The organism is Anaerococcus lactolyticus ATCC 51172 (assembly GCF_000156575.1).
Taxonomy (GTDB): domain Bacteria; phylum Bacillota; class Clostridia; order Tissierellales; family Peptoniphilaceae; genus Anaerococcus; species Anaerococcus lactolyticus.
Window position 1 is genome coordinate 256,943 of record NZ_GG666046.1, and the last position, 23,837, is coordinate 280,779.

The 23,837-nt window shown below is 36.7% G+C and carries 17 protein-coding genes; 11 read left to right on the top strand and 6 right to left on the bottom strand.

All coding sequences use genetic code 11. From position 1 onward, the window contains the following. Positions 1 to 8 precede the first annotated feature (8 nt). A complete protein-coding gene (gene yajC, locus HMPREF0072_RS05855; protein ID WP_037325875.1) occupies positions 9 to 284 on the bottom strand; it encodes a preprotein translocase subunit YajC in 276 nt (91 codons plus the stop codon). A 473-nt stretch (positions 285 to 757) separates the two neighbouring features. On the opposite strand from yajC, the gene HMPREF0072_RS05860 reads away from it, so the two are divergent. Next, positions 758 to 1,888, top strand: a complete 1,131-nt coding sequence (locus tag HMPREF0072_RS05860; protein WP_004828256.1) for an AgaS family sugar isomerase — start codon at positions 758 to 760, stop codon at positions 1,886 to 1,888. Further along, on the top strand, positions 1,888 to 2,589 hold the full coding sequence (locus tag HMPREF0072_RS05865; protein ID WP_004828259.1) for a GntR family transcriptional regulator: 702 nt from the start codon (positions 1,888 to 1,890) through the stop codon (positions 2,587 to 2,589). The genes HMPREF0072_RS05860 and HMPREF0072_RS05865 overlap by 1 nt, the downstream gene beginning before the upstream one ends. Positions 2,590 to 2,755: 166 nt before the next feature. On the opposite strand, the gene HMPREF0072_RS05870 is transcribed toward HMPREF0072_RS05865, so the two are convergent. Then, positions 2,756 to 4,663 carry a fructose-bisphosphatase class III gene (locus HMPREF0072_RS05870; RefSeq protein ID WP_004828261.1) on the bottom strand — a complete coding sequence of 636 codons (1,908 nt, stop codon included), beginning with the start codon at positions 4,661 to 4,663 and terminating at the stop codon, positions 2,756 to 2,758. Positions 4,664 to 4,736: 73 nt separating this feature from the next. Continuing rightward, entirely contained in the window at positions 4,737 to 5,603 is an 867-nt protein-coding gene (locus HMPREF0072_RS05875) for a hypothetical protein (RefSeq protein WP_004828262.1), read from the bottom strand. Positions 5,604 to 6,066: 463 nt separating this feature from the next. On the opposite strand from HMPREF0072_RS05875, the gene rpoB reads away from it, so the two are divergent. The 4 genes from rpoB (at position 6,067) to HMPREF0072_RS05895 (ending at position 14,843) form a co-directional block, all read left to right on the top strand. Next, positions 6,067 to 9,747, top strand: a complete 3,681-nt coding sequence (gene rpoB, locus HMPREF0072_RS05880; protein WP_004828266.1) for a DNA-directed RNA polymerase subunit beta — start codon at positions 6,067 to 6,069, stop codon at positions 9,745 to 9,747. A gap of 14 nt (positions 9,748 to 9,761) precedes the next feature. Further along, a complete protein-coding gene (gene rpoC / locus HMPREF0072_RS05885; protein WP_004828268.1) occupies positions 9,762 to 13,319 on the top strand; it encodes a DNA-directed RNA polymerase subunit beta' in 3,558 nt (1,185 codons plus the stop codon). 142 nt (positions 13,320 to 13,461) lie between these two features. Beyond that, positions 13,462 to 14,253 (top strand): sensor histidine kinase, encoded by a 792-nt coding sequence (locus HMPREF0072_RS05890; RefSeq protein ID WP_004828270.1) that lies wholly within the window; start codon positions 13,462 to 13,464, stop codon positions 14,251 to 14,253. Then, a complete protein-coding gene (locus HMPREF0072_RS05895) occupies positions 14,253 to 14,843 on the top strand; it encodes a response regulator transcription factor (RefSeq protein WP_004828273.1) in 591 nt (196 codons plus the stop codon). The genes HMPREF0072_RS05890 and HMPREF0072_RS05895 overlap by 1 nt, the downstream gene beginning before the upstream one ends. A gap of 70 nt (positions 14,844 to 14,913) precedes the next feature. On the opposite strand, the gene HMPREF0072_RS05900 is transcribed toward HMPREF0072_RS05895, so the two are convergent. Then, entirely contained in the window at positions 14,914 to 16,035 is a 1,122-nt protein-coding gene (locus HMPREF0072_RS05900; RefSeq protein ID WP_050755270.1) for an aldo/keto reductase, read from the bottom strand. A 100-nt stretch (positions 16,036 to 16,135) separates the two neighbouring features. On the opposite strand from HMPREF0072_RS05900, the gene HMPREF0072_RS05905 reads away from it, so the two are divergent. Together HMPREF0072_RS05905 and HMPREF0072_RS05910 are read left to right on the top strand one after the other, a co-directional pair. Further along, on the top strand, positions 16,136 to 17,404 hold the full coding sequence (locus tag HMPREF0072_RS05905; RefSeq protein ID WP_155811876.1) for a ClC family H(+)/Cl(-) exchange transporter: 1,269 nt from the start codon (positions 16,136 to 16,138) through the stop codon (positions 17,402 to 17,404). A gap of 98 nt (positions 17,405 to 17,502) precedes the next feature. After that, positions 17,503 to 18,396, top strand: coding sequence for a class B sortase (locus tag HMPREF0072_RS05910; protein WP_039931179.1), 894 nt, complete (start codon positions 17,503 to 17,505; stop codon positions 18,394 to 18,396). 57 nt (positions 18,397 to 18,453) lie between these two features. On the opposite strand, the gene HMPREF0072_RS05915 is transcribed toward HMPREF0072_RS05910, so the two are convergent. Further along, complete coding sequence (locus tag HMPREF0072_RS05915; protein WP_004828280.1) at positions 18,454 to 19,428, bottom strand: alpha/beta hydrolase; 975 nt, start codon at positions 19,426 to 19,428, stop codon at positions 18,454 to 18,456. 361 nt (positions 19,429 to 19,789) lie between these two features. Beyond that, positions 19,790 to 20,290, bottom strand: a complete 501-nt coding sequence (tpx, locus tag HMPREF0072_RS05920; RefSeq protein ID WP_004828283.1) for a thiol peroxidase — start codon at positions 20,288 to 20,290, stop codon at positions 19,790 to 19,792. A 395-nt stretch (positions 20,291 to 20,685) separates the two neighbouring features. Here tpx and rpsL point away from each other — a divergent pair, with 395 nt between their 5' ends. From rpsL to fusA, 3 genes are all read left to right on the top strand, one after another. Further along, on the top strand, positions 20,686 to 21,093 hold the full coding sequence (gene rpsL / locus HMPREF0072_RS05925) for a 30S ribosomal protein S12 (protein WP_004828284.1): 408 nt from the start codon (positions 20,686 to 20,688) through the stop codon (positions 21,091 to 21,093). 119 nt (positions 21,094 to 21,212) lie between these two features. Continuing rightward, entirely contained in the window at positions 21,213 to 21,683 is a 471-nt protein-coding gene (rpsG, locus tag HMPREF0072_RS05930) for a 30S ribosomal protein S7 (RefSeq protein WP_037328592.1), read from the top strand. A gap of 12 nt (positions 21,684 to 21,695) precedes the next feature. Beyond that, the gene (fusA, locus tag HMPREF0072_RS05935; protein ID WP_004828288.1) at positions 21,696 to 23,768 is read left to right on the top strand and encodes an elongation factor G; all 2,073 of its coding nucleotides are present in this window, start codon (positions 21,696 to 21,698) and stop codon (positions 23,766 to 23,768) included. Positions 23,769 to 23,837: the final 69 nt, after the last annotated feature.

The window sequence follows — 23,837 nt, forward strand, 5'->3', positions numbered from 1 at the left end:
TTTCCTCCTTAACTTATAATCTCACTTATTGAGTAACGACTTACTTTCATGTTAACATCCTTGGCTACATTGATAATTGCTGTTTCTTCATTAAGGCTAACAATCTTACCATAAATTCCGCCAGTTAACATGACTTCCTTACCAGGTTTAAGATCCTTGTGAAGTTTTTCAAAATACTTTTTCTTTTTCTTAAGACTTATGTGAGAAAGTATTTGACTTATTACTCCAAAGATAGCAATAAAGACTAATAAGACCAAGGATGTTCTTGCAATTTCAGCTGGCATAAAACCTCCTTTCTTAATTCGACTCAAAACCACTAAAACATTTTCCTCTAATAAAAAAGTATTTAAAATTTCAAATAAGAAAAAGAATAAATTCCTTTTTTATATTCAGGAAGAAAATATTTTGGTAAAAATTTTACAGTCTTATCTGGTAATTACCATTATTATAAAACATAAAGTAGAATGTGTCAATACTTAAAAAGGAGAAAATAGGTTGTGTGGTATCTAAATTAAGAAATCAATTTGCTAAAAAATTACTTGACCTAAAAGAATTTATCCTATATACTTATAACAAATAGTGGTAATTACCACAAATCATATGAAAACTTTTTCTTGAGAAATAAGTTGGAAGATTTGTTAAAAAATGATTTCAAAATAATAAATCAGATTTTTAATTGACGCAATAGATAAATCTTATATAATATTAGAAATGGTAATGACCAATTACATACTATTGAAAAAATTAGGAGGCTCATATGTTATTGGATGTTAATAAATTAGAAGAAAGAGATTTTAAGAATACTTATACTGAGATTTTTGCCCAAGCTGATACTTGGGAGGAAGTTTATGGACTTTATGAGGAGAGAAAGGCAGAGATTGAGAAATTTTTAGGTAATTTTGACAAGGATACCAAGGTTATCTTTACGGGTGCTGGTACTAGTGAATATGTTGGCAACATCGCTCAAGATTATTTAAAAACTCATGGCGATTTTGATTTTGAATCAATAGCTACAACAGATCTTGTTTCTGCGCCTTACCTACATTTCAAAAAAGATCAAAAGACCCTTTTAGTTTCTTTTGCAAGGAGTGGAAATTCTCCAGAATCTGTGGCTGCAGTGAAGCTTGGAGAACAAATTGTTGATGATTTTTACAATCTTCCAATTACCTGTGCTCACGATGGTAAACTTGCAGTAAACTTAAAGGATGACCCAAAATCTTACGTATTTTTAAATCCGGCTATCACCAATGACAAGGGTTTTGCAATGACAAATTCCTTCTCTTCAATGCTTTTAGCTGCACTTTTGATTTTTGATACAAGCTTGGATAATAAGAAAGAAATTGTAGAAAACCTATCTGCTATTGCTAGGGAAACTTATAAGAGGGCTGATGAGATTGAAAATTTAATAAATTTTGACTTTGATAGGGTTGCCTATCTAGGATCAGGTCCACTTGGAAAATTAACTAAGGAAGCGAGACTTAAAATATTAGAGCTTACAGCAGGAGAAGTTGTGACAATCTTTGATTCTTCTATGGGCTTTAGACATGGTCCAAAATCATTTGTAAATGATAAGTGCCTTGTAGTTTCTTTTATCTCATCTAATGATTACACAAGACAATACGACCTTGATATCCTTGATGAAATTAAGGCAGATGGTATAGCTCCAAAAATCATTGGGGTTACAAATGAAGATGTGGATAGGGACTACCAATTTGTCCTAAAATCTCAAGGCTTAAGAGATGCCTATCTAGCAGTTGCTTATGTAGTAATTGCCCAACTAATTTCCTTAATCACAAGCCTAAGAGTTGGCAATACTCCTGATAACCCATCTAAATCTCATACAGTAAATAGGGTTGTAAAGGGTGTTACAATCCACGATTATAAATAATGGTAAGTCTATACTCGGACCTCATAGATAAGTTATTGGAACAAATTTCAACTATGGATAAGGGGGCTAAGCTCCCTTCTGAAAGGCAACTTTGCCAGGACTATGAGGTGTCAAGAACTACAGTTAGAAATGCATTGGGCTCTTTGGTTAGTTCTGGAGTTTTATATCAAATCCAAGGCAAGGGAACTTTTGTGAGGGAGAGAAATAGGGAAAATTTATCAAACTATTATTCTTTCACTGAGCAAACCAAAAGGAATGGCAAGACTCCTAAGTCTATAGTAGTTAGCTTTAATATTAGAGAGTTAAACGATAAGGAAAGGCACGTTTTCGACGATGAAACTCTTGAAAAGGTAATTGTCTTTGATAGGCTAAGGCTTGCGGATGATACTCCTATGATGTATGAAAGAACAGCTATTCCTTACGAGGGATTTGAAAAAATCACCAAGGACCTATTGGAAGAAGTAGCCCTTTATGATATATTTGATAATTGCTTTTCTACAAAAATTGCAAATGTTAGGGAAAGGTTTCAAGTATCATCTTTAACAAAAAAAGTGGCTGAGGCTCTTAACCTAAAAGATGGGTCGGCTGCTTTGAAGATAACAAGATTTTCTTATGACAGGGAAGATAGGCTTATAGAATATACCGTTTCCTACGCTAGGGGAGATATGTTCTACTACGAGACTTCCTATAGTCCAAATTAACAAAAAACTCACTATTTTCTATCTTAATCCTAAAAAGGATTGGGAGAGTTTGAAATAGTGAGTTTTTTTGCTTTATTTATCTGATTTAAATTTGATTTTTGTGGCAAGCTCGTTTTTTTCTTTAATCATGAATTAAGTTTTGGGAAATATCTCTAGGTAAATTTTCTTACCAATCTTCTCTTTCGTCATAGAGGTCTAGGAGTTCTTCTAGGATTTTTATTTTCTTTTCTTTGGCTTTGCCCTTGTCGGTGTCTTTTCTTAGCATTCTTGGGTTCATCACTTCTACTTCCTTGATGTTTGGCGTGTAGGATGAAACTTTGTTGGTGATTGATTCGTAGGACTTGTGCTCGGCGAGGGCTACATGGTGGGAGTTAAAGACAAGGGTGTAGCCGGCGATGCCTGTTTTTGCTTGGTAAGGTTTGGAAATTCCACCGTCTATGACATAGAGCTTGCCATTTGCCTTTATAGGACTTTCGCCTGCTTCTGTAATTACAGGTACATGACCGTTTACGATCCTGCGTCTATTGCCCTCGACCTTAAATTCGTCCAAGATTTTATCGACAATTTCTTCTTTTTCACATAGGTCGTAGTAAGGGTTTGGTTCTTCTTTTTTGAGTTTTTTATCATCTACAAAGATATTTTCAAAATAAGAATACTGACTCTTGCCAAAAATTGGAGAATACCTGCCACTTATGAGATACCACATCATGTCTTTAGCTTTTTTGTCCTTGGTATAATAGGCATCTCTTGCGATTTTTTCAAAATAATCCATGAGGGACTTGCCCTTGTAGATTTTGCCATTTAACTCTACTTCTTGGAAATCTCCGTCTGCTGTTAGCGGAATACAGCCATGAAAGAGAAGTGAGCCGTTTTCGACCCTGTACATGGCTCCGTTTTTGTAAAGAAAATCCATGTGCTTGTTGAGCTTGTCGTTTTTAATGAAGTCTTGTTTTAGGACTTGGATGACATTTTCTTCTTCCTTAGTGAGTTTGGCAGGATTCTTTGGATCTATGGTTGGGAAATTTTTATCCTTAAGCTTGGCATTTTTGTAGGTGTAATTGTTAAAATCAATGAATTTTAGGACGTTTCTTTCTTCCATTTTCATGTCTGGGTTTCTCTCAATTAGGGCGTAGTCAAGTTTGAACCTAATCATAGAAATAGCCTTGTACATCTTGGCTGCTGCTTCGGTTGTGATATTGTCATAAATATTATAATCGTAAATTCTTGGAGTAAAACAAGTGCATGGATCATCGCCGTAGGTCTCCATGGCAAACTCGAATAGAACTCTTAGATTTATTCCATAACCGTCTTCGAGCATATCGAAGTTGTTGTATTTGATTGCATCCGCCACACAGGCTGCGATAAGAGCGGTGTTTCCAGAACATGCGCCCATCCATGCAATGTCGTGGTTGCCCCATTGAAAGTCAACACTTGGGAAGGTCAAAAGTTCATCCATTATGATGTGAGGAGATGGGCCTCTGTCGTAGATGTCGCCAACTATGTGGAGTTTGTCCACAGAAATCCTTTGAATGAGGGTGCAGATGACTTTGATAAAGTCAAAGGCAACTTCATATTTTACTATATTTGTAACCAGAGATTCATAATAGGCCCTCTTGTTGTATTCAGAATCGTTGGTATATAAAAGCTCATCCAAGATCAGGTTGTATTTTTGTGGGAATTTTCTTTTTACATAATCTTTTGGATACTTGGTTGAAACAAATTTTAGGAGACTTATAAGCCTGTGAATGGTGATAGTTAGGTAATCTTTGCTAATCTTTTCCTCGGTTTTTAGACTCTTGTAAACTAAATCTGGGTCATAAATTAACTGGGCAAGGGCATCCTGGTCTTTTTTTTCTAAGGTATCACCAAAAAGTTTTTGAATCTTATCCCTAATATTCCCTGAGGCAGACCTAAGCAAATGCAAAAAAGCATCGCTTTCCCCATGGATATCAGAAAAGAAATATTCAGTACCCTTAGGCAATTTCTGTTGGGCATTTAATAAGATTAGCTCATCTATAATCGAATTTTTGTCTGGGTAGAGGCCTTTGATGAGGCTTTGATAAGTTTTGTCCATCTTCTTCTCCTTATTTTTTTATTTTAAAAGGGCTGGCTCCTAAGGTTATTAGCCTTAAGAGCACAAAGCCCCCTTAATCTTCGTCTTTGACAAAGTCTGATTTGTTGTAGATTTTCGCTTCTTCTTTCTTTTTGAAATCTTCTGCAATATTTGGATCATAGGTGAGGTTTTCATCGCCTAAGTCATCTACAGCCTTATTCATTTTTTTCTCTTCTTCTACATCACCAAGAGTTCTTGGACTTTCATTTGCAAGTTTTTCTTCTGCTTCTTTCTCGGCTTGGGTTTTCAAATCATCATTTTCAAAATCCTTAGCACTCATTGTATCAAGCTCGGTATCCTCTTTTATAAGTTGACTGGTCATAATTACAGTTTTTCCATCAACACTTGTGTCATCTTTTTTTATGATCTTAACATCCTCGTCTTCTTTAAAATCTAGTTTGATAGGATTATCTGATGACTCAACATCGCTTGGACCAGTTTTCACTTCGATATATTCAGTCTTTTTCTCGCTAAGTCCAGTATTATAAACACCCTTAAACCTTGATATTAAACCGATAAGTGAGTTTAAGACTATAAGGCCGTTTAGACCCAAAAGGATATAAAGGAGTTTTTCGCGAAAATAAATGTATAATAAGGCGTCACAGCCTAAAAACAAGAGACCAAAAAATACATTTGCTAGATGGCCATCGCCCTTATCTCCAGCCTTAAAAATCGATCTTGCAATAGCTGTGTTTATTACAAAGGCAAGGATTAAAACGCCTAGGGCAAGGGGCTTTATAATTGCACTTGAAATATTATTTATACCTAAAAGATCAACAGTTGCTAGAAATAAGTGGTTGTCGACAAAAACTACAAAGCCTATGGCAAATAGCAGCAAGATGCTGATTATAGACCTAAATAAGCCTGTTATTATGCTAAAAAATTTTATAAAGTCTTTCATAAGTCCTCCATTATATCCATTATAACACAAAAATTGAATTGTTTATATATTAAATAATTGTATAGTGAAAATAAGTAAAAGCAAGGAAGGGTATTATATATAGAAAGAATTTTTGAAAAGGGCAAATGATTTTGATTTTTCAAAGACTTATATATTTTTAAAATTAAGATTTGGTATGCTTGTTATCCATATTTTTATTTTTTTCCTAGCTTCTTGTCAATTATTTGATAAAAAAACTCCCCAGATGATTGACAAATACCAATAAACTCATATCATATTTGGATAGTATGTAAAAAAGTTTTGAAAAAAAGGTTTGAATAAAGGAGAAATCTTGATAAATATCTTGAAGGTTGATTGTTTAAGAGTATAATATACAATTGCTAGAAATCTATTTATCGAGATTTTTTTATCTCTAAAAGGCAAATATTATTTGTCCTATTTTTGTAAACAGTAAGGAGTAAGAATGGCCCAATATCATAAAAAGTTATATGGTAAAACAGAGAGAATGTCCTTCTCAAAGTTTCCTGAAGTCTTAGATTTACCAAATTTATTAAAAGTTCAAAAAGACTCTTATGAGTGGTTTATTAAAGAAGGTCTTGGAGAAATCTTAGAAGATATTTCCCCAATTGAAGACTATAATGGCAAATTAAGCCTAGAATTTACAGGTTTTGAGTTTGAAGAAGAACCAAAATATAGCCTAAAAGAAGCGAAATATAAGGACCTAACCTATGCTAGAGACCTTAAGGTTATGGCTATTTTATTTAATAAAGAAACTGGTGAGATCAAAAGACAAGAAGTTTTCATGGGAGATTTCCCAATGATGACTGATTCTGCAACCTTCGTCATAAATGGTGCAGAAAGAGTTATAGTAAGCCAACTTGTAAGATCTCCAGGTGTTTACTATGCAGAAGAAACAGACAAGAGTGGAGATAAGCAATACTCATCTACAGTTATTCCAAATAGGGGTGCATGGATTGAGTTTGATACTGATGCAAGTCATACAGTAAACGTAAGGCTTGATAGGACTAGAAAGCTTCCAGCTACTACCCTAGTGCGTGCACTTTTGTTTGACACAGATGAAGAAATTATAAAGGCTCTTGGTGATACCCCACACTTAAGAAATACCTTAGAAAAGGAAAATTCTGAAAATAGTGAAGAGGCCTTGATAGAAATATACAGAAAATTAAAACCAGGTGACCCTGCGTCACTCGAATCTGCTACTACCCTTATTAACAACCTTCTTTTTGATGATAGAAGATATGATTTAGCTAGGGTTGGTAGGTATAAGTACAACTTAAAACTTGCCCTTGCTCCAAGAATTGCTGGTGAAATCGCCGCTGAAGATATTGTGGATACAGAAACTGGAGAAATTTTTGTAAAAGCAGGCGAAGTTATAAGTGAAGATATAGCTAAGGCTATTGAAAATTCAGGCATAGTTTCAGTTGACATTAGAAAATTAAATTCTGAAGAAGAAGAAATTGTCCTAAGAATTGTTGGCAATAATTTTGTTGATATCCACGCCTTTGAGAGACTCGAAGGATTAGATATAGACTTTGATGAATTTAGTGAAAAAGTTTATTATCCAGTAATGACTGAGATTATTGACGAAGCTGAAACCGATGAAGAATTAATAAAGATGATGCAAAAAAGAAAGAAAGAACTTTCTCCAAAGCACATTACCAAGTCAGATATACTTGCAGTTGTAAACTACCAATTTAACCTTTTTGAAGGGGTAGGTGATACTGACGATATTGACCACCTTGGCAACCGTCGTGTAAGAGGTGTTGGCGAGCTTCTTCAAAACCAATTTAGGGTTGGTCTTGCTAGGATGGAAAGAGTTGTTCGTGAAAGAATGACTACCCAAGATCCTGACATTGCAACTCCACAAGGCTTAATCAACATCAAACCAGTTACAGCTGTTATTAAAGAATTCTTTGGTTCATCCCAATTGTCACAGTTCATGGACCAAACCAACCCAATGAGTGAGTTAACCCATAAGAGAAGACTTTCTGCTCTAGGACCAGGTGGTCTTTCAAGAGATAGGGCAGGCGTTGAAGTAAGGGACGTTCACGATTCTCACTACGGAAGAATTTGTCCGATAGAGACTCCAGAAGGACCAAATATCGGTCTTATCACATCTCTTACAACTTATGCGAGAATTAATAAATATGGTTTTATTGAAACTCCATACAGGGTTGTTAAGGAAGGTGGAGTTGTAACAGACGAAATTGACTACCTAACAGCAGACATTGAAGATGACTACATCATAGCCCAAGCCAACGAACCACTTGATGAAAACAACAGGTTTGTAAACGAAAGAGTTTCTGGCCGTGGTTATAGGGGTGAAAATGATATTTATCCAAGGGATTCTATCCAATATATGGACGTTTCCCCACAACAGATCGTATCTGTCGGAGCATCTCTAATACCTTTCCTTGAAAACGACGACTCAACCAGGGCCCTCATGGGTGCAAACATGCAGCGTCAGGCAGTGCCTTTAATTAAATCGCAAGCTCCAATTGTAGCTACAGGTATTGAACATAGGGCTGCAAAAGACTCAGGTGTATGTGTTGTATCAAAAACTGACGGAAAAGTAGTTTATGTAGCGGCTGATAAAATAAAAGTAAAAACACCTAAGGGTGAAGTTATAACTTATGAGCTTCTTAAATTTGAAAGAGCCAACCAAGGCACAACTATAAACCAAAGACCGATAGTAAAATTAGACGAAGACGTAAAAGAAGGTCAAGTTCTTGCAGACGGTCCATCAACAGATAACGGCGAGCTTGCCCTTGGTAAAAACATCCTAATAGCCTTTACAACTTGGGAAGGATATAACTTCGAGGATGCGATGCTCCTTAACGAAGAGCTTGTAATAAACGATGTTTTAACATCAGTTCATATCGAAGAACACGAGTGTGAAGCTAGAGAAACCAAACTTGGTGCTGAAGAAATTACCAAAGATATACCAAATGTCGGCGACGATATGAAAAAAGATCTTGATGAAAATGGTGTAATTAGAATTGGTGCTGAAGTAGCAAGTGGCGATATCCTAGTAGGTAAGGTCTCTCCAAAGGGAGAAACTGAGCTATCTCCAGAGGAAAGACTTCTTCGTGCGATTTTCGGTGAAAAGGCTAGAGAAGTGAGAGATACATCCTTAAAGGTACCTCATGGTGAAAAGGGAATCGTAGTTGATGTTAAAGAATACAACAAAAAAGACGGAGACGAACTATCTCCAGGTGTAAATAAAGTAATTAGAGTTTATGTAGCTACCAAGAGAAAAATCATGGTAGGAGATAAGATGTGTGGTCGTCACGGTAATAAGGGTGTCGTTTCAAGGATTTTACCAAGAGAAGACATGCCATTCTTACCAGACGGAACACCAATCCAAATATGCCTAAACCCACTAGGTATCCCATCTCGTATGAACTTAGGTCAGGTACTTGAAGTTCACATGGGTCTTGCAGCAAGGACACTTGGCTGGAAGATAGCAACACCAGTATTTGATGGTGCTATGGATACTGAAATTGAAGATGTTTTAGAAGAAGCAAAGAAAGTAGCTCCTTTCGTAAACAAGACAGGCAAGATTAGATTGCGTGACGGTAGAACTGGTCTAGAGTTCCAAAACCCTGTAACAGTCGGCGTTATGTACATGCTTAAGCTCCACCACATGGTAGAAGAGAAAATCCACGCAAGATCTATTGGACCATACTCACTTGTAACCCAACAACCCCTAGGTGGTAAGGCACAATTTGGTGGCCAGAGGTTTGGTGAGATGGAGGTTTGGGCTCTTGAAGCCTACGGCGCAAGCCACACCCTCCAAGAAATCTTAACTGTTAAATCAGATGACGTTACAGGTAGGGTTAAGACCTACGAATCAATCGTAAAGGGTGAAAATATCCCAGAGCCAGGCACACCTGAGTCCTTCAAAGTTTTAGTTAAAGAGCTTCAATCACTAGCTCTTGATGTAGAACTTTTAGATGAAGATGGACAAGTCGTTGAGCTTAAGGAAAATATCGATGATCAAGATAGGTTTTCACAGGTAGAAAAGATAGATGCGTCTAAGATTAGAAACCAAAGCAAGCTACTTGCCAAAGCTAATGCCCCTAAGGAAGACGGTGAGGCAGAGGAAGTTAGCGAAGCTTAGGAGAAGGGAAGTTTATGAGCGAATTAAATCAATTTTATGGGATGAGGATGAAAGTTGCATCCCCAGAAAGAATACGAAGCTGGTCTCATGGCGAGGTTAAGAAACCTGAAACTATAAACTATAGGACCCTTAAACCTGAAAAAGACGGTCTTTTCTGCGAAAAGATTTTCGGTCCAACCAAGGATTATGAATGTTCTTGTGGAAAATATAAGAGAATGAGATACAAGGGCGTAGTTTGTGAAAAGTGTGGGGTCGAAGTAACCAAGTCTAAGGTTAGACGTGAGAGAATGGGCCACATCGAGCTTGCTGCTCCAGTTTCTCATATATGGTTCTTCAAGGGAATTCCTTCAAAGATGGGACTCTTACTAGATATGAGCCCAAGAGTTTTGGAAAAAATCCTCTACTTTGCATCCTATGTAGTAATTAATCCGGGTTCTACAGACCTTGTTGCTAAACAAGAAATCTCAGAAACTGAATACCAAGATATATTGGAAGAATATCCAGATGATACAGAATTTAAGGCAGCTATGGGTGCTGAAGCTATCAAGGAACTTCTTTCAAATATTGACCTTGAAAAGGAATACCAACTCCTACTAAAGGAACTTGATGAGTCCTCAAACCAAAAGAAGGTGAGAGTTTCAAGACGTCTTGAAGTAGTAGATGCCTTTTTAACAAGTGGCAATAAACCTGAATGGATGATCCTAGATGTGCTCCCAGTTATGCCACCTGAACTTAGACCAATGGTTCAACTTGAAGGTGGTAGGTTTGCTACTTCTGACTTAAATGACCTATACAGAAGAGTTATCAACAGAAATAACAGACTAAAAAGACTTCTTGACATAGGTGCACCAGAAATCATCGTTAGAAATGAAAAGAGAATGCTCCAAGAAGCAGTTGATGCCCTAATCGACAACGGTCGTAGGGGTAGGGCTGTAACTGGCGCTTCAAATAGAAATATGAAGTCTCTATCAGACCTCCTTAAAGGTAAGTCTGGTAGGTTTAGACAAAACCTTCTTGGTAAGAGGGTTGACTACTCAGGTCGTTCTGTAATCGTAGTAGGTCCAGACCTTAAGTTTAACCAATGTGGTTTGCCACAAGAGATGGCCCTTGAGCTATTTAAGCCATTTATTATGAATAAAGTAGTTGAAAAAGAAATGGCCCACAACCTAAAAACTGCCAAGAAAATGGTAGAGAAAAAAGACCCAAGAGTTTATGAAGTCCTAGAAGAAGTAATCAAGGACCACCCAGTTTTGCTAAACCGTGCTCCGACTCTTCACAGGCTTGGTATCCAAGCTTTCGAGCCAATTCTTGTAGAAGGAAAGGCAATAAAGCTTCATCCACTAGCTTGTAACGCCTTTAACGCCGACTTCGATGGTGACCAGATGGCTATCCACCTTCCACTATCAAATGAAGCTCAAATCGAGGCAAGACTTCTAATGATGTCAACCAACAATATCCTTGGTCTTAAGGATGGTAAGCCAATTACAACTCCTTCTCAGGATATGGTGCTAGGTGCTTATTATCTAACAACCATCAAAGAAGGTGCCAAGGGCGAGGGTATGGTTTTTGAATCAACAAATGAGATGAAAAAAGCCCTAGTTGCTGGCATAGTTGAATACCAATCAAAAGTTGGTGTTAGAGTTAAAAAAGACGCCATGGACCCAGGCAAGATTGTAGAGTCTTCAGTAGGTAGGTTCATCTACAACGAAGGTCTGCCACAAGATTTAGGCTATGTAAATAGGAAAGAAGACCCATATTCACTTGAAGTTGATACCCTAATCGACTCAGGTATGTTAAAGGAAATTATCGACAAGTGCTTTAGAAAGCATGGCAACATCAAAACTGCCGAAGTTCTTGACTATATCAAGCAAACAGGCTATAAGTACTCAACCCTATCAGGTCTAACTGTATCTATGGATGACGTAAAGATTCCAGCAGAAAAATGGTCCCTAATAGATGAGGCAGATGCTGCAGTTGATAAGTATGACAAACTTTATAGACGTGGTTTGATAACAGACCATGAAAGATATGAAAAGGTAATTGAAATCTGGCAAGATACCACAAACAAGGTAACAGATGCTCTTCTTGCAGACCTTAAAGATGATAACAACATCAAGATCTTTGCAGACTCTGGTGCCCGTGGTTCTACCAACCAGATTAGACAGCTAGGCGCTATGCGTGGACTTATGAGTCAGGCCGATGGTAAGATTATCGAAATCCCTATAAAGGCCAACTTTAGAGAGGGTCTTTCAGTACAAGAATACTTTATCTCTACCCACGGTTCTCGTAAGGGTCTTACAGATACAGCGCTAAGAACTGCCGACTCAGGTTACCTAACCCGTAGGATGGTAGATATTTCCCAAGACGTAATTGTTACAGAAGATGACTGCCATTCAGATGGTTTTGTTGTTGCTCACGAATTTAAGGATGGCAACGAATTAATCGAAGATTTAAGAACAAGGATTGTTGGCCGTACATCTTTTGAAGATATTAAAGACGAAGCTGGCGAAATAATTGTTCATAAAGGCGAAGTAATAGATGAAGATTTGGCTGATAAGATTGTAGCAGCTGGCATTAAAGAAGTAAAATTAAGGTCAGTTCTAGAATGTAAGGCTAAACAAGGTGTTTGTGCAAAATGCTACGGTAGAAACCTTGCAACAGGCAAGCACGTCAATATGGGTGAAGCAGTTGGTATCATAGCTGCCCAATCAATCGGTGAGCCGGGTACCCAGCTAACCATGAGGACCTTCCACTCCGGTGGTATCGCAGGCGTTGGAATTACCCAAGGTCTTCCAAGGGTTGAGGAGCTTTTTGAAGCTCGTAAACCAAAGGGTCTTGCCTTCATCGCAGCTAACTCTGGTACAGTTTCCCTAATCCAAAACGATAAGAAAACTGACGTTGAAATCACAGGTGCTGATGGTACATCCAGAAAGTACAACATTCCATTTGGTTCAAGAATTTTAGTTAAAGACGGCGAAGAAGTAGAAATCGGTGCCCAACTAACAGAAGGTTCTCTAGATCCACATGACGTACTAGATGTATTAGGCAAGATCGGAGTTCAAGATTACATTACCAAGGAAGTCCAAAAAGTATATAGGCAACAGGGTGTAGAAATTGACGACAGGCACATAGAAGTAATTGCCCGTCAGATGTTAAAGAAGGTTAAAATTATCGAATCAGGCGATACAGAATTCTTGCCAGAAAGCTTGCAAGATAGGCGTGAAGTTGATATAGTTAATGATCAAATGAAAGAAGCTGGCAAAAAACCTGCCATCTACGAACAAGAACTCCTTGGTATCACCAAGGCAAGCCTTGCGACAGATTCATGGCTATCAGCTGCATCCTTCCAAGAAACAACCAGAGTCCTAACAGATGCTTCAATCAAAGGCAAGGTAGACGACCTAAGAGGTCTAAAGGAAAATATCATAATTGGTAAGCTAATTCCAGCAGGTACAGGTCTAAAATACTACAACAATGTAGAAATAGACTATGAAACCAAAGAGTTAGAAGATGAGCAAATCAAAGCCAACCTTGAACTAATAGAAGCAGAAGAAGAAACTGAAGAATTATAAAAATAAAAGGCCCCTCATGGGTCTTTTTTATTTGGAAATTTTGCAGAAAACTACCATAGGCAAGGGGAAGTTAGGAAATATAATAATAGTGAAAAGAATTTAGGGCGGAATAAGTCTATCCATAAATAAGAAGGAGGGAAAAATGAAAACAAGAGAAAAGGGGATAATAACCTATATTTTATTGACATCTATCTTAGGAGCTCTAACAATTCTTACAATCCCATATGCCATGGCACAAGAATCTTATCTTTACTATGGTTATGTGCTTATTTTTCTAATTTGTACCATACTATCTGGGACAGTTTTAAAAAGATACCAAAAAACAATCAAATATTTTGACCTTGGAGAATATTTAACTAGCCAGCAAGAAGAATTTGCAAGGATAATCCACGATGAAATCATCCAAGACCTTTATGGGATAATAAATAATTTGAACTTAAAAACTCCTGATGTTAAAAAGTCAAAGATAATCGCTGAAAATTTGGAAAATAAAGCCAGAACTATAATGACCTCTTATAGGGAAAGTCTAATTTCCGATATGAGTCTTGAGGAAAATGTTAAAAGCATTTTTTATGACGTAGGGAGTCTTTATCCGGGCAAAAATTTTGATCTTACTCTTGATATTTCTGAAAATACTAAGGAAATAAATCCTCAAAGTCTAAGGACTATTCTAATCATAACAAAAGAGCTAATTAATAATATTTATAAACACTCTAAGGGGTCAAAAATTACCTATAAGATGGATTTAGAAGGGGGAGATTTAATCTTAGAGGTTACAAGTGATGGGGCGAGTGAAAATGATTTTAGAAATATAGGGGAATCTAGGGGTGGGGTCTTGTTTATGAAATTTTTGCTAAATTCACTTGGCGGGTCTATAAAATATTTTTATAAGGACGGAATATTGAAAACTCAAGTAAGGCTAGGGAATGATTAATGAAGATAATAATTTTAGACGACCACAAAAATTTTGGAGAAAGCCTAAGAGCCTTGCTAATGGAAAATGTGGAAATTAGCCGATGCGATTTTGTAAGCGCTATTGAAGAATTTTATAAAAAAATAGAAACAGATTCCTATAACATCTGCCTTTTGGATATAAACCTAGATAAGAATTCTGGTTTTGATGTCCTTAAAAACTTGCGAGCAAAGAAATTTGGATTTAAAATTCTAATCCTATCCTCCTATACAAACCCAATCTACAAGAAAAAATCCCTAGACCTAGGTGCAGCAGGATATATATCAAAATCCATAGATTCTAAAAGCTTAATCGAAAAAATATGTCAAATTAATAATGGATTTAGCTTTACGAATGAAAAACATTTCGAAAACCCCCTTACAAAAAGGGAAGAAGAAGTCCTAAAAGCACTAATAACTGGCAAAACCAACACCCAAATAGCCAAAGACCTATACATAAGCGAACGCACTTTATACCACCACATAGAAAATATCTACGAGAAATTGAAGGTAGAAAATAAGGTGGAATTATATGGCAAAGCCTTGGAATTAGGTTATGTAGATCAATTTTAGTTCTTACCTTAGACCCATTGGCAAGAGACGAGTCAAAACAAAAGACCCATCTGGGTCTTTTTCATTTCTCTTATTTACTCAAAAACTCATTAGCTTCTTTAAGTCCCTCGATTATTTCAAGGCTTTGTGGGCAGATGTTTTCGCATTTGCCGCATTCTATACAAGTCTCTGGGTTTACTCCGTCTTTTAAATATTCCTCGTAGGATTTTTTCGATATATCGGCCTCATCGTATAAAAAAGCCTTGTTCCACATTGAAAATACCTTTGGAATGTTGATTTCTACTGTACAAGGCAGGCAGTATTCACAGGCTGTGCAGGCAATTTTTTCTCTTTTTTTATAAATTTCACGTGCCTTGTCATAAAATTCTCTTTCTTTTTCTGATAAGCTTGGATCTGCGCTTGCGATTGCCATATTTTCTGCGACCTGGTCGCTAGTATTCATGCCAGATAAAACGGTCATGACATTATCGAGGCTTAGAGGGAATTTAAGGGCAAGCTGGGCAGGGGATAGGTATGTAAATTTAGCCATAATCTCCCTTACTTCGATAGGGGGATTTGCAAGTCTGCCGCCCTTAACAGGTTCCATTATTACTAGAGGAATGCCCATTTTCTTGGCAAGGTCATAGCCCTTCATACCAGCTTGGAGGTTGATATCCAAATAATTTAGCTGGATTTGGCAAAAATCCCAGTCGTAAGCCTTGATTATTTCTTCGAAGGCTTCGTATTCATCGTGGAAGGAAAAACCTATATTTTTCACAAGGCCTTTTTCCTTAAGTTCATCAACAAAGTCAAAGACTCCAAGGTCTACCATTTGCCTAAAACGCTTGATATCTAGTGAATGGAGGAGGTAAAAGTCTAGGTAGTCTGTCCTAAGTTTTTCTAATTGTTCGGAAAAAATCCTATAGAAATCTTCCTTTTCTTTGATTAGCCAACATGGAAGTTTACTTGCAAGATAGATTTTATCTCTCAAATTATTTTCTTCTAAAAACTCTCCGACAAATTTTTCGCTCATTTTTTCGTGGTAAGGGTAGGCTGTATCGATGTATGTAAGTCCCTTTCCAATCGCTTCTTTGAGGATTTTTGCAGATTCGACCTTGTCAATTTTTGAATTATCACCGTCAATCGTCTTAAATCTCATACACCCAAAGCCAAGTCTAGAGATTTTTTCTCCTTTAAAATCAAAATATCTCATAATCATCCTTTCTTTCTCTCCATATATTATTGTATCATAAGGACCGAAAAATTTAATGAAGTTTGCGAAAATTAGGTATAGTAAAGTTAAAGGAGAAATTATGAAAGAAAAAATATCGTTTAAATGCCTACCAGCCTTTATTATTTTGGGCGTGGTAACTGGTCTTTTGATTGGAATTTTTAAAAAGCTAATTGGCTTTCTTGCAGGCTTCATGGATGGATTTTTAGCAACAGGAAAGACAGATGACAAGCTCTTATTTTTGGGACTTTTAATCTTGATTGGTCTACTTACATATTTTATTTTAAGCAAAGATAAGAACACCAAAGGCTCTGGAATCCCTGTCATGACCGGGATGATGGAAGGTACAATCGCTGTTTCTAGTGAAAAAACTATTATAGGTAAGTTTGTCGCTTCAGTCCTAACCATAGGTTCTGGCCTTACAGTCGGCAGGGAAGGCCCATCAGTCCAACTCGGTGGTCTTGCAGGAGATATAGTAGGAAAGTTTTTCCCAAATGTCGATAGGAATTTATTTATTGGTTCAGCTGCAGCATCAGGTTTTGCTGTTGCCTTCAACGCCCCTGTGGCATCTTTGATATTCGCTGTTGAGGAAATTTTTAGGACTCATAATTTTTCTACCTTCCTATCTTCAGCTCTCACAATTATCTCAGCCACAGTCACATCCGGCTTGGTTTTTGGAGACCATCCAAGCCTAGAAAATATACCAGCCTTCGGCAATATAGACCAAAAATCCTTGGCCCTAATCGTGATTTTGGGAATCCTAGCAGGCCTATCTGGAGCCTTATTTAACAAAGTTGTCATAGGTTCAAAATCCCTTTACAAAAAAATTGCCTTACCAGAATTAGTAAAATATCTCGCTCCCTTTGTAATTACAGGGCTTGTTTTACTCATTGACCCAAGGCTTTTTGCTTCTGGTGAAGAATTAATTTATTTACCAAGTGAGGGAAATGAAGAACTTATCACCCTTATTTATATGTACGGCGCAAAAATCTTGCTCCTTGCCCTAGCCTTTGGAATTGGACTTTCAGGTGGGTCTCTCGTTCCGCTTTTGGCAATCGGGGCAATCTTGGGAAATATTTACGGCTCAATCCTCGCTGACCTTGGCCTAATCCCTGTAGAAATGATTTACGCCATATCCCTAATCGCCATGGCAGGCCATTTTTCAGCCATAGTAAGGACTCCAATTACAGCTATTATCCTGATTTTGGAAATGACTGGAGGAGCTTTTTCAAATATTTTGGCCCTCGCAGTAGTATCCTTTGTAGCCTACCTAGTGGCTGAAATTATGAAATCTAAACCATTTTACGAAGACCTCTATGAAAGGCTTCTATTAACAGAAAAATCTTCCTAGGCTGGGGAAGATTTTTTTAACTTGTAAAAATTCACAAAAAATACGTCACTGCCTAGAGAAATGATATGAAAAGTGTAGAATATAAGCCAGGAGCGAATATGAAAAAGAATTATTCTTATGTATTATGGATATCTATCTTGATAATATTTTTCTGCATTTTAAAAAAGAATAGCGAATTTAACCAAGCTTGGGTCGATTCTTACATGGAAAGAATGCGCTTAGAAGAGTTTTTGAAATCTAGGATTTCCAAGGATAGGGAAGAAGAAATAAAAAAATTAACAAGAAAGGCTGATGAAATAAGAATCCAAGCTTTTCTTGATAGAAAAATAAAAGAAAAAACACAAGCAGAATCCCAGGCTGCCGCAAAGCACGTTAAGGATCTGGCGAAAAAATATCCTCAGGTTAAGGGAAGGATTATTATTAAGGGTACAAAAATTGATTTTCCAGTCGTCCAGGGCAAGGATAATGAATTTTACTTAGACCATAATTTCGATAATAAATATTATATTAATGGAGCTGTCTTCATAGACTATGTCCACAAGGGCGATTTTTCAGACCAAAATACAGTAATCTACGGCCATAATGTGAGGATTGGCTATATTTTCCATGACCTTGATAAGTTTAGGGATAAGAATTTTATCAAAAACCATTCGGAAATTATTATAGATACTCCAGAAAAAAGAAGAATCTTTGAAGTTATTTGCGCTATGGATATAAAAGTTGATGCAGACTACAGGTTTTATGAATACGATGATGATGAATTTAAGGATTATCTGAAACTCATTAAGGATAATAACATCCTTAAAAATAAGCCTCTGCCAAAGAAAGAAGATAAACTTTTAACCTTGTCAACCTGTTCGGATATAAGTGATAGGTACGCCATAGTGGCAGTAGAAACTACAGGCAAGTTTGTAAGGCCAAAGGACTTTGACCACCAAAAAGACTTGCTTTTACATGATAGAAGAAAGACTAGAGATATTTTTATATATTAGTCTTATTAATTAATTTACGCTGACTATATAGAATCATAGTAAAAAATCTTCCGTTATTTAATCGGAAGATTTTTTTATGAAGGCATCAATTTTTTTTAAATAATCACTATCAGCAAAGACAGCATCAGCGTGGCCGAAGCCATTAATAATATATTTTTCCTTGTAACCGTGTTCTTTAGCATCATACATTGAATAGGTATCAGATACTGGTACAAAGTCATCTCCTGTGGTGTGGATAAACATTATAGGAATGGCAGATTTTTCAACTTCTTCAATGGGTTTTATTGATGATATCTTAATATTGGACTTGATATATCCCATTATATTTGCCATATATAGGACAGGAAAGCTAGGCAAGTTGAATCTTAGTCTGAGTTCTTTTTTAAATATTTTCCATAAGTCAGCATAACCACAGTCGTCTATTATTGCCTTTACATTTTCAGGAAGAATTTTACCGGAAGCATTTAATACTGTTGCCCCACCCATAGATGTACCATGAAGGGCGATTTGAGCCTTGGGGTTTTCTTTTATTATAAGATTTATAAAAGACAGCAAGTCCTCACTATCCTTATCACCCATTGTGATGTACTTACCTTCACTTGGTTTATGGCCTCTAAGACTGTATGTTAAGACATTGTAACCCAACTTATAGAATCCAGCTCCATAGATTTTAGACCTATTTTCTGAAGATTGGTAACCATGAACTATTATCACCCATTTATCGGTAGGGGAATTTTGCTCATAGGTGTGACCTATAAGCCTTAGTCCATCGGGAGTACTAACTGAAATTTTCTTAGTATAGTCCTTGACTTCTGCCAACCACTTATCCTTTCGTGTCTCCAAGGCTTTCTTATTCTTACTAATTATTTTATCTTCTTCTATATTAAGGGCTATTTTGGGTCTATTTTCACCACCTGACTTTGCAACAAGGGCAAAATTTACGAAGTATGACCCGATAATATATGTGGATGTAATACATATAATTGCAATGATAAGTAGGATTTTTTTATAATATTTTTTAAACTTTTCCATATATAGTTCTTTAACTCCTCCGATGCATCTAGTTATTAAAACCAGATAGATTATATTTTAAAACAAATGAAGAGTCAATAGAAAATTAATTTTTGAATTTAATCAAATAAATAAGATATTGTTAAAGCAACAAAGAGGATGAAGTACTTATGGATCATTACTTGACCAATGAGCCAACTTCTAGGGTGGATTAGTAGATTTGCTTTGCCTATGGTGGTTGGGTCTTTATTTCAAGTAGACATTATTCTAGAATAAGAAAGATAGCTTATAAATTAAAACACTTTTAAAATGAACATTAAAGTAACTTTCTAAAAAATACGCAAAAAAAAGCTGGGGGAAAGTCCTCCAGCTTTTGTTTCTCTCAGATTAATTCTTTAACTTTTTCTAAAGCAGCATCGAAGTTTACTTCGTTGGTAACTTCTGGAACGTATTCAACGTATTGGATGACTCCTTCTTTATCAACTACAACAACTCCCCTTGCAAGAAGTTTAAGCTCGTCAATTAAGAAGCCGTATTTTTCACCAAATTCTCTTTCCTTATAGTCAGAAACCATTTCTAGATTTGCTATATCCTCATTAGCACAAAATCTTTTTTGGGCAAATGGTAGGTCTTCTGTGATAGTAACTATAACAACATCATCAGAAAGCTTTAGGGCATCGTGGTTGAATTTCTTAGCTTGGATAGCGCAAACGCTGGTGTCAAGAGATGGGGCTACTGAATAAACAACAACTTTTCCCCTCAAATCTTCTGAATTAAAATCTGAAAGATCATTTTTTGTTGCCTTAAAAGCTTTTGCCTTTTGGCCAACTTCAACTTGACTTCCTAAAAGAGTCATTTTATTTCCTGCAAATGTAATGTTCATTGTTCTTCCTCCTTGAGCTAGGACAAGTTTTTGTCAAAGATAGCTACAAACCTATTTCAAGCTAGGTCGAGATAGAAAGCTGTTTTTAAAAAACTGTCTTGCTCACAAAATTCATCTGTAAATTTTACTAAAATAATTTTCTAGCACTTCTATTATACCCAATATTTCTTGATGTTTATAATTTTTTTGATATTTTGTATAAAAATTATTGTCTGACGAGTTTTATGGTTTTGTTTTTTTATTAGGACAGAGATTGCTTTTATAAATTAAAATAAAGCTTACAATCTATAATAGATAGAGTAATTTACTTGACAAGTAGGGCTTAAGCGTGTAAGATAGTTAAGGATTGGCAGAAGTTGCCAATTTATTAAATTTTAAAGAATAGGAGGTGCATTATGCCAACAATTAATCAACTTGTTAGAAAAGGTAGAAAGAGCGAAAAATCTAAATCAGATACACCAGCTTTAGGTTATAACTACAATACTCTTAAGAGTAGAATAACTCCTAACCAATCACCACAAAAACGTGGGGTTTGTACATCAGTTAGAACAGTTACACCTAAAAAGCCAAACTCAGCTTTAAGAAAGATTGCCAGAGTTAGACTTACAAATGGTGCTGAAGTGCTTTCTTACATTCCAGGAATTGGACACAACCTTCAAGAACACAGTGTTGTACTAATCAGAGGTGGTAGGGTAAAGGACCTTCCAGGTGTTAGATACCATATCATCAGAGGTACACTAGATACAGCAGGTGTTGATGGAAGAAAACAAGGAAGATCTAAATACGGAGCAAAAAGAGGCTAGTAATTAGTTGAAATAAGTGCATAATGTGCCTATTTATATAAAAAGGTATATGTGCACACTTAACGATTAAGATCGAGTACTCAAGATATTACACATAATTGGTAAAGGAGGGAAGAAAAGTGTCAAGAAAAGGACATATACCAAAAAGAGAGGTAATGCCTGATGCTAAGTATAACGATAGAGTGGTAACAAAGCTTATCAACAATGTTATGCTTGACGGCAAAAAAGGCCTTGCTACAAAGATAGTTTATGAAGCTTTTGATATAGTACAAGAGACCAAAGGCGAAGATGCTATTGAAGTTTTCCACCAAGCGATGGAAAACATTATGCCAACTCTAGAAGTTAAGGCAAGAAGAATCGGTGGTGCAAACTACCAAGTACCAATGGAAGTTAGACCAGAAAGAAGACAAACACTAGCCCTTAGATGGTTAGTAAATTTCGCTCGTTTAAGAGGAGAAAAAACTATGGTTGAAAGACTTTCTAAAGAAATTATCGATGCATCTAACAATGCGGGTGCCGCAGTAAGAAGAAAAGAAGAGATGCATAGGGCAGCAGAAGCTAATAAGGCTTTCGCTCACTTTAGATATTAGTTAGGGGGATAAATGCCTAGACAGGTTGCACTTAAAGATACCAGAAATATAGGAATTATGGCCCACATAGACGCAGGTAAAACTACTTGTACAGAAAGAATCCTATACTACACTGGTAAAATTTATAAAATCGGAGATACCCACGATGGAACAGCAGTAATGGATTCCATGGAACAAGAAAAAGAACGTGGTATCACAATAGGATCTGCTGCAACAACAGCATTCTGGAAAAACCATAGAATTAATATTATCGATACACCAGGACACGTTGACTTTACTGTAGAGGTTGAAAGATCTCTAAGGGTACTAGACTCAGCAGTAGCCCTATTCGATGCTAAAAGTGGTGTAGAACCACAATCAGAAACTGTTTGGAGACAAGCTGACAAGTACAACATCCCAAGAATTTGTTTTATCAACAAAATGGATGCTACAGGTGCAGACTTCTTCATGGCAGTTGATACAATCAAAGATAAACTAAAAGCAAACGCAGTTCCACTTGAAATTCCAATAGGAGCTGAGCAAACTTTTGAAGGTGCTGTAGACCTTGTAACCATGCAAGCAGTAACATATTCATCTGAAGACCTTGGAGCCCATCCAAAATATTCTGAAATCCCAGCAGACCTTAAAGACTTAGCTGAAGAATACAGAAACAACCTTCTTGAAGAATTATCAGAAGTTGATGATACAATCATGATGAAATACCTAGAAGGTGAAGCAGTAACTGAAGATGAAATCAAAACAGCAATCAGAAAAGCAACTATAGAACAAAAAATATTCCCATGTCTACTAGGTTCTGCCTACAAGAACAAGGGAGTACAACCACTACTAGATGCAATTGTTGACTACATGCCAAGCCCAGTAGATGTACCAGCTATAGAAGGTGTTGACCCTAAAGACCCAGATGTTGTAATCGAAAGACATCCTGGAGATGATGAGCCAACAGCAGCTCTAGCATTCAAGGTCGTAACTGACCCATATGTAGGTAAGTTAATCTACGTTAGAATCTACTCAGGTACAATCGAATCTGGTTCTTATATCTACAACGCTACAAAAGGCAAGAGAGAAAGAGTTGGACGTATCATGCAAATGCACTCTAATAAGCAAGAAGAAATTCCAAAAGGTTATGCAGGGGATATCGTAGCTTTATTAGGTCTTAAAGATACAACAACAGGTGATTCCCTATGTGAGCAAGATAATCAAATTATCCTAGAACAAATGGAATTCCCAGATCCAGTAATCTCAGTAGCTATCGAACCAAAAACAAGAGCATCCCAAGATAAGATGATTATAGGTCTTCAAAAACTTGCAGAAGAAGATCCAACCTTCCAAACAAGATCAGATGAAGAAACAGGTCAGACAATTATCTCAGGAATGGGCGAGCTTCACCTTGAAATTATCGTAGACAGACTTCTAAGAGAATTCAAAGTAGAAGCAAACATCGGTAACCCACAAGTAGCTTACAGAGAATCAATTACTAAAGAAGCTGAAGCTCAAGGTAAGTTTGTAAGACAATCAGGTGGTTCTGGACAATACGGTGATGTTATGCTTAGGGTTGAACCAGGCGAAGAAGGATCAGGAATCACATTCGAATCCAAAATCGTCGGTGGTGCAGTACCAAAAGAATACATCAGACCAGTTGAAGAAGGTGTTAAGGAAGCCGCAGCAGCAGGCGTACTTGGTGGCTATCCAATGGTAGACGTTCACGTAACACTATTTGACGGATCTTACCACGAAGTCGACTCATCAGAAGTTGCCTTCCACGTTGCAGGTTCAATCGGATTTAAGAATGCTGTACAAAAAGCAGGACCAGTCCTACTAGAACCAATTGAAAAAGTTGAAATCACAACTCCAGACGAGTATCTTGGAGATGTAATGGGCGACGTATCATCAAGAAGAGGAAAGATAGACGGCATGAATCCAAAAGACGGAATCCACGTCCTAGACGCATTCATTCCATTATCTGAAATGTTCGGATACGCAACAGACCTAAGAAGTAAGACTCAAGGTAGAGCAACATACTCAATGAGCTTTGACCATTACGCAGAAGTTCCAGCATCTATAAGAGATGAAGTAATTAACAAATAATTAATATAGGAGAATAAAATGAGCAAACAAACATTTGAAAGAAGCAAACCACATATTAATATTGGTACC

Coding starts and splice junctions, on each gene's coding strand:
- tpx (WP_004828283.1), bottom strand. CDS start 20,290: ATGAACATTACATTTGCAGGAAATAAAATGACTCTTTTAGGAAGTCAA.
- HMPREF0072_RS05910 (WP_039931179.1), top strand. CDS start 17,503: ATGAAAAAGAATTATTCTTATGTATTATGGATATCTATCTTGATAATA.
- rpoB (WP_004828266.1), top strand. CDS start 6,067: ATGGCCCAATATCATAAAAAGTTATATGGTAAAACAGAGAGAATGTCC.
- HMPREF0072_RS05870 (WP_004828261.1), bottom strand. CDS start 4,663: ATGGACAAAACTTATCAAAGCCTCATCAAAGGCCTCTACCCAGACAAA.
- HMPREF0072_RS05875 (WP_004828262.1), bottom strand. CDS start 5,603: ATGAAAGACTTTATAAAATTTTTTAGCATAATAACAGGCTTATTTAGG.
- HMPREF0072_RS05895 (WP_004828273.1), top strand. CDS start 14,253: ATGAAGATAATAATTTTAGACGACCACAAAAATTTTGGAGAAAGCCTA.
- HMPREF0072_RS05860 (WP_004828256.1), top strand. CDS start 758: ATGTTATTGGATGTTAATAAATTAGAAGAAAGAGATTTTAAGAATACT.
- rpoC (WP_004828268.1), top strand. CDS start 9,762: ATGAGCGAATTAAATCAATTTTATGGGATGAGGATGAAAGTTGCATCC.
- fusA (WP_004828288.1), top strand. CDS start 21,696: ATGCCTAGACAGGTTGCACTTAAAGATACCAGAAATATAGGAATTATG.
- rpsL (WP_004828284.1), top strand. CDS start 20,686: ATGCCAACAATTAATCAACTTGTTAGAAAAGGTAGAAAGAGCGAAAAA.
- HMPREF0072_RS05890 (WP_004828270.1), top strand. CDS start 13,462: ATGAAAACAAGAGAAAAGGGGATAATAACCTATATTTTATTGACATCT.
- HMPREF0072_RS05905 (WP_155811876.1), top strand. CDS start 16,136: ATGAAAGAAAAAATATCGTTTAAATGCCTACCAGCCTTTATTATTTTG.
- HMPREF0072_RS05900 (WP_050755270.1), bottom strand. CDS start 16,035: ATGAGATATTTTGATTTTAAAGGAGAAAAAATCTCTAGACTTGGCTTT.
- HMPREF0072_RS05915 (WP_004828280.1), bottom strand. CDS start 19,428: ATGGAAAAGTTTAAAAAATATTATAAAAAAATCCTACTTATCATTGCA.
- yajC (WP_037325875.1), bottom strand. CDS start 284: ATGCCAGCTGAAATTGCAAGAACATCCTTGGTCTTATTAGTCTTTATT.
- HMPREF0072_RS05865 (WP_004828259.1), top strand. CDS start 1,888: ATGGTAAGTCTATACTCGGACCTCATAGATAAGTTATTGGAACAAATT.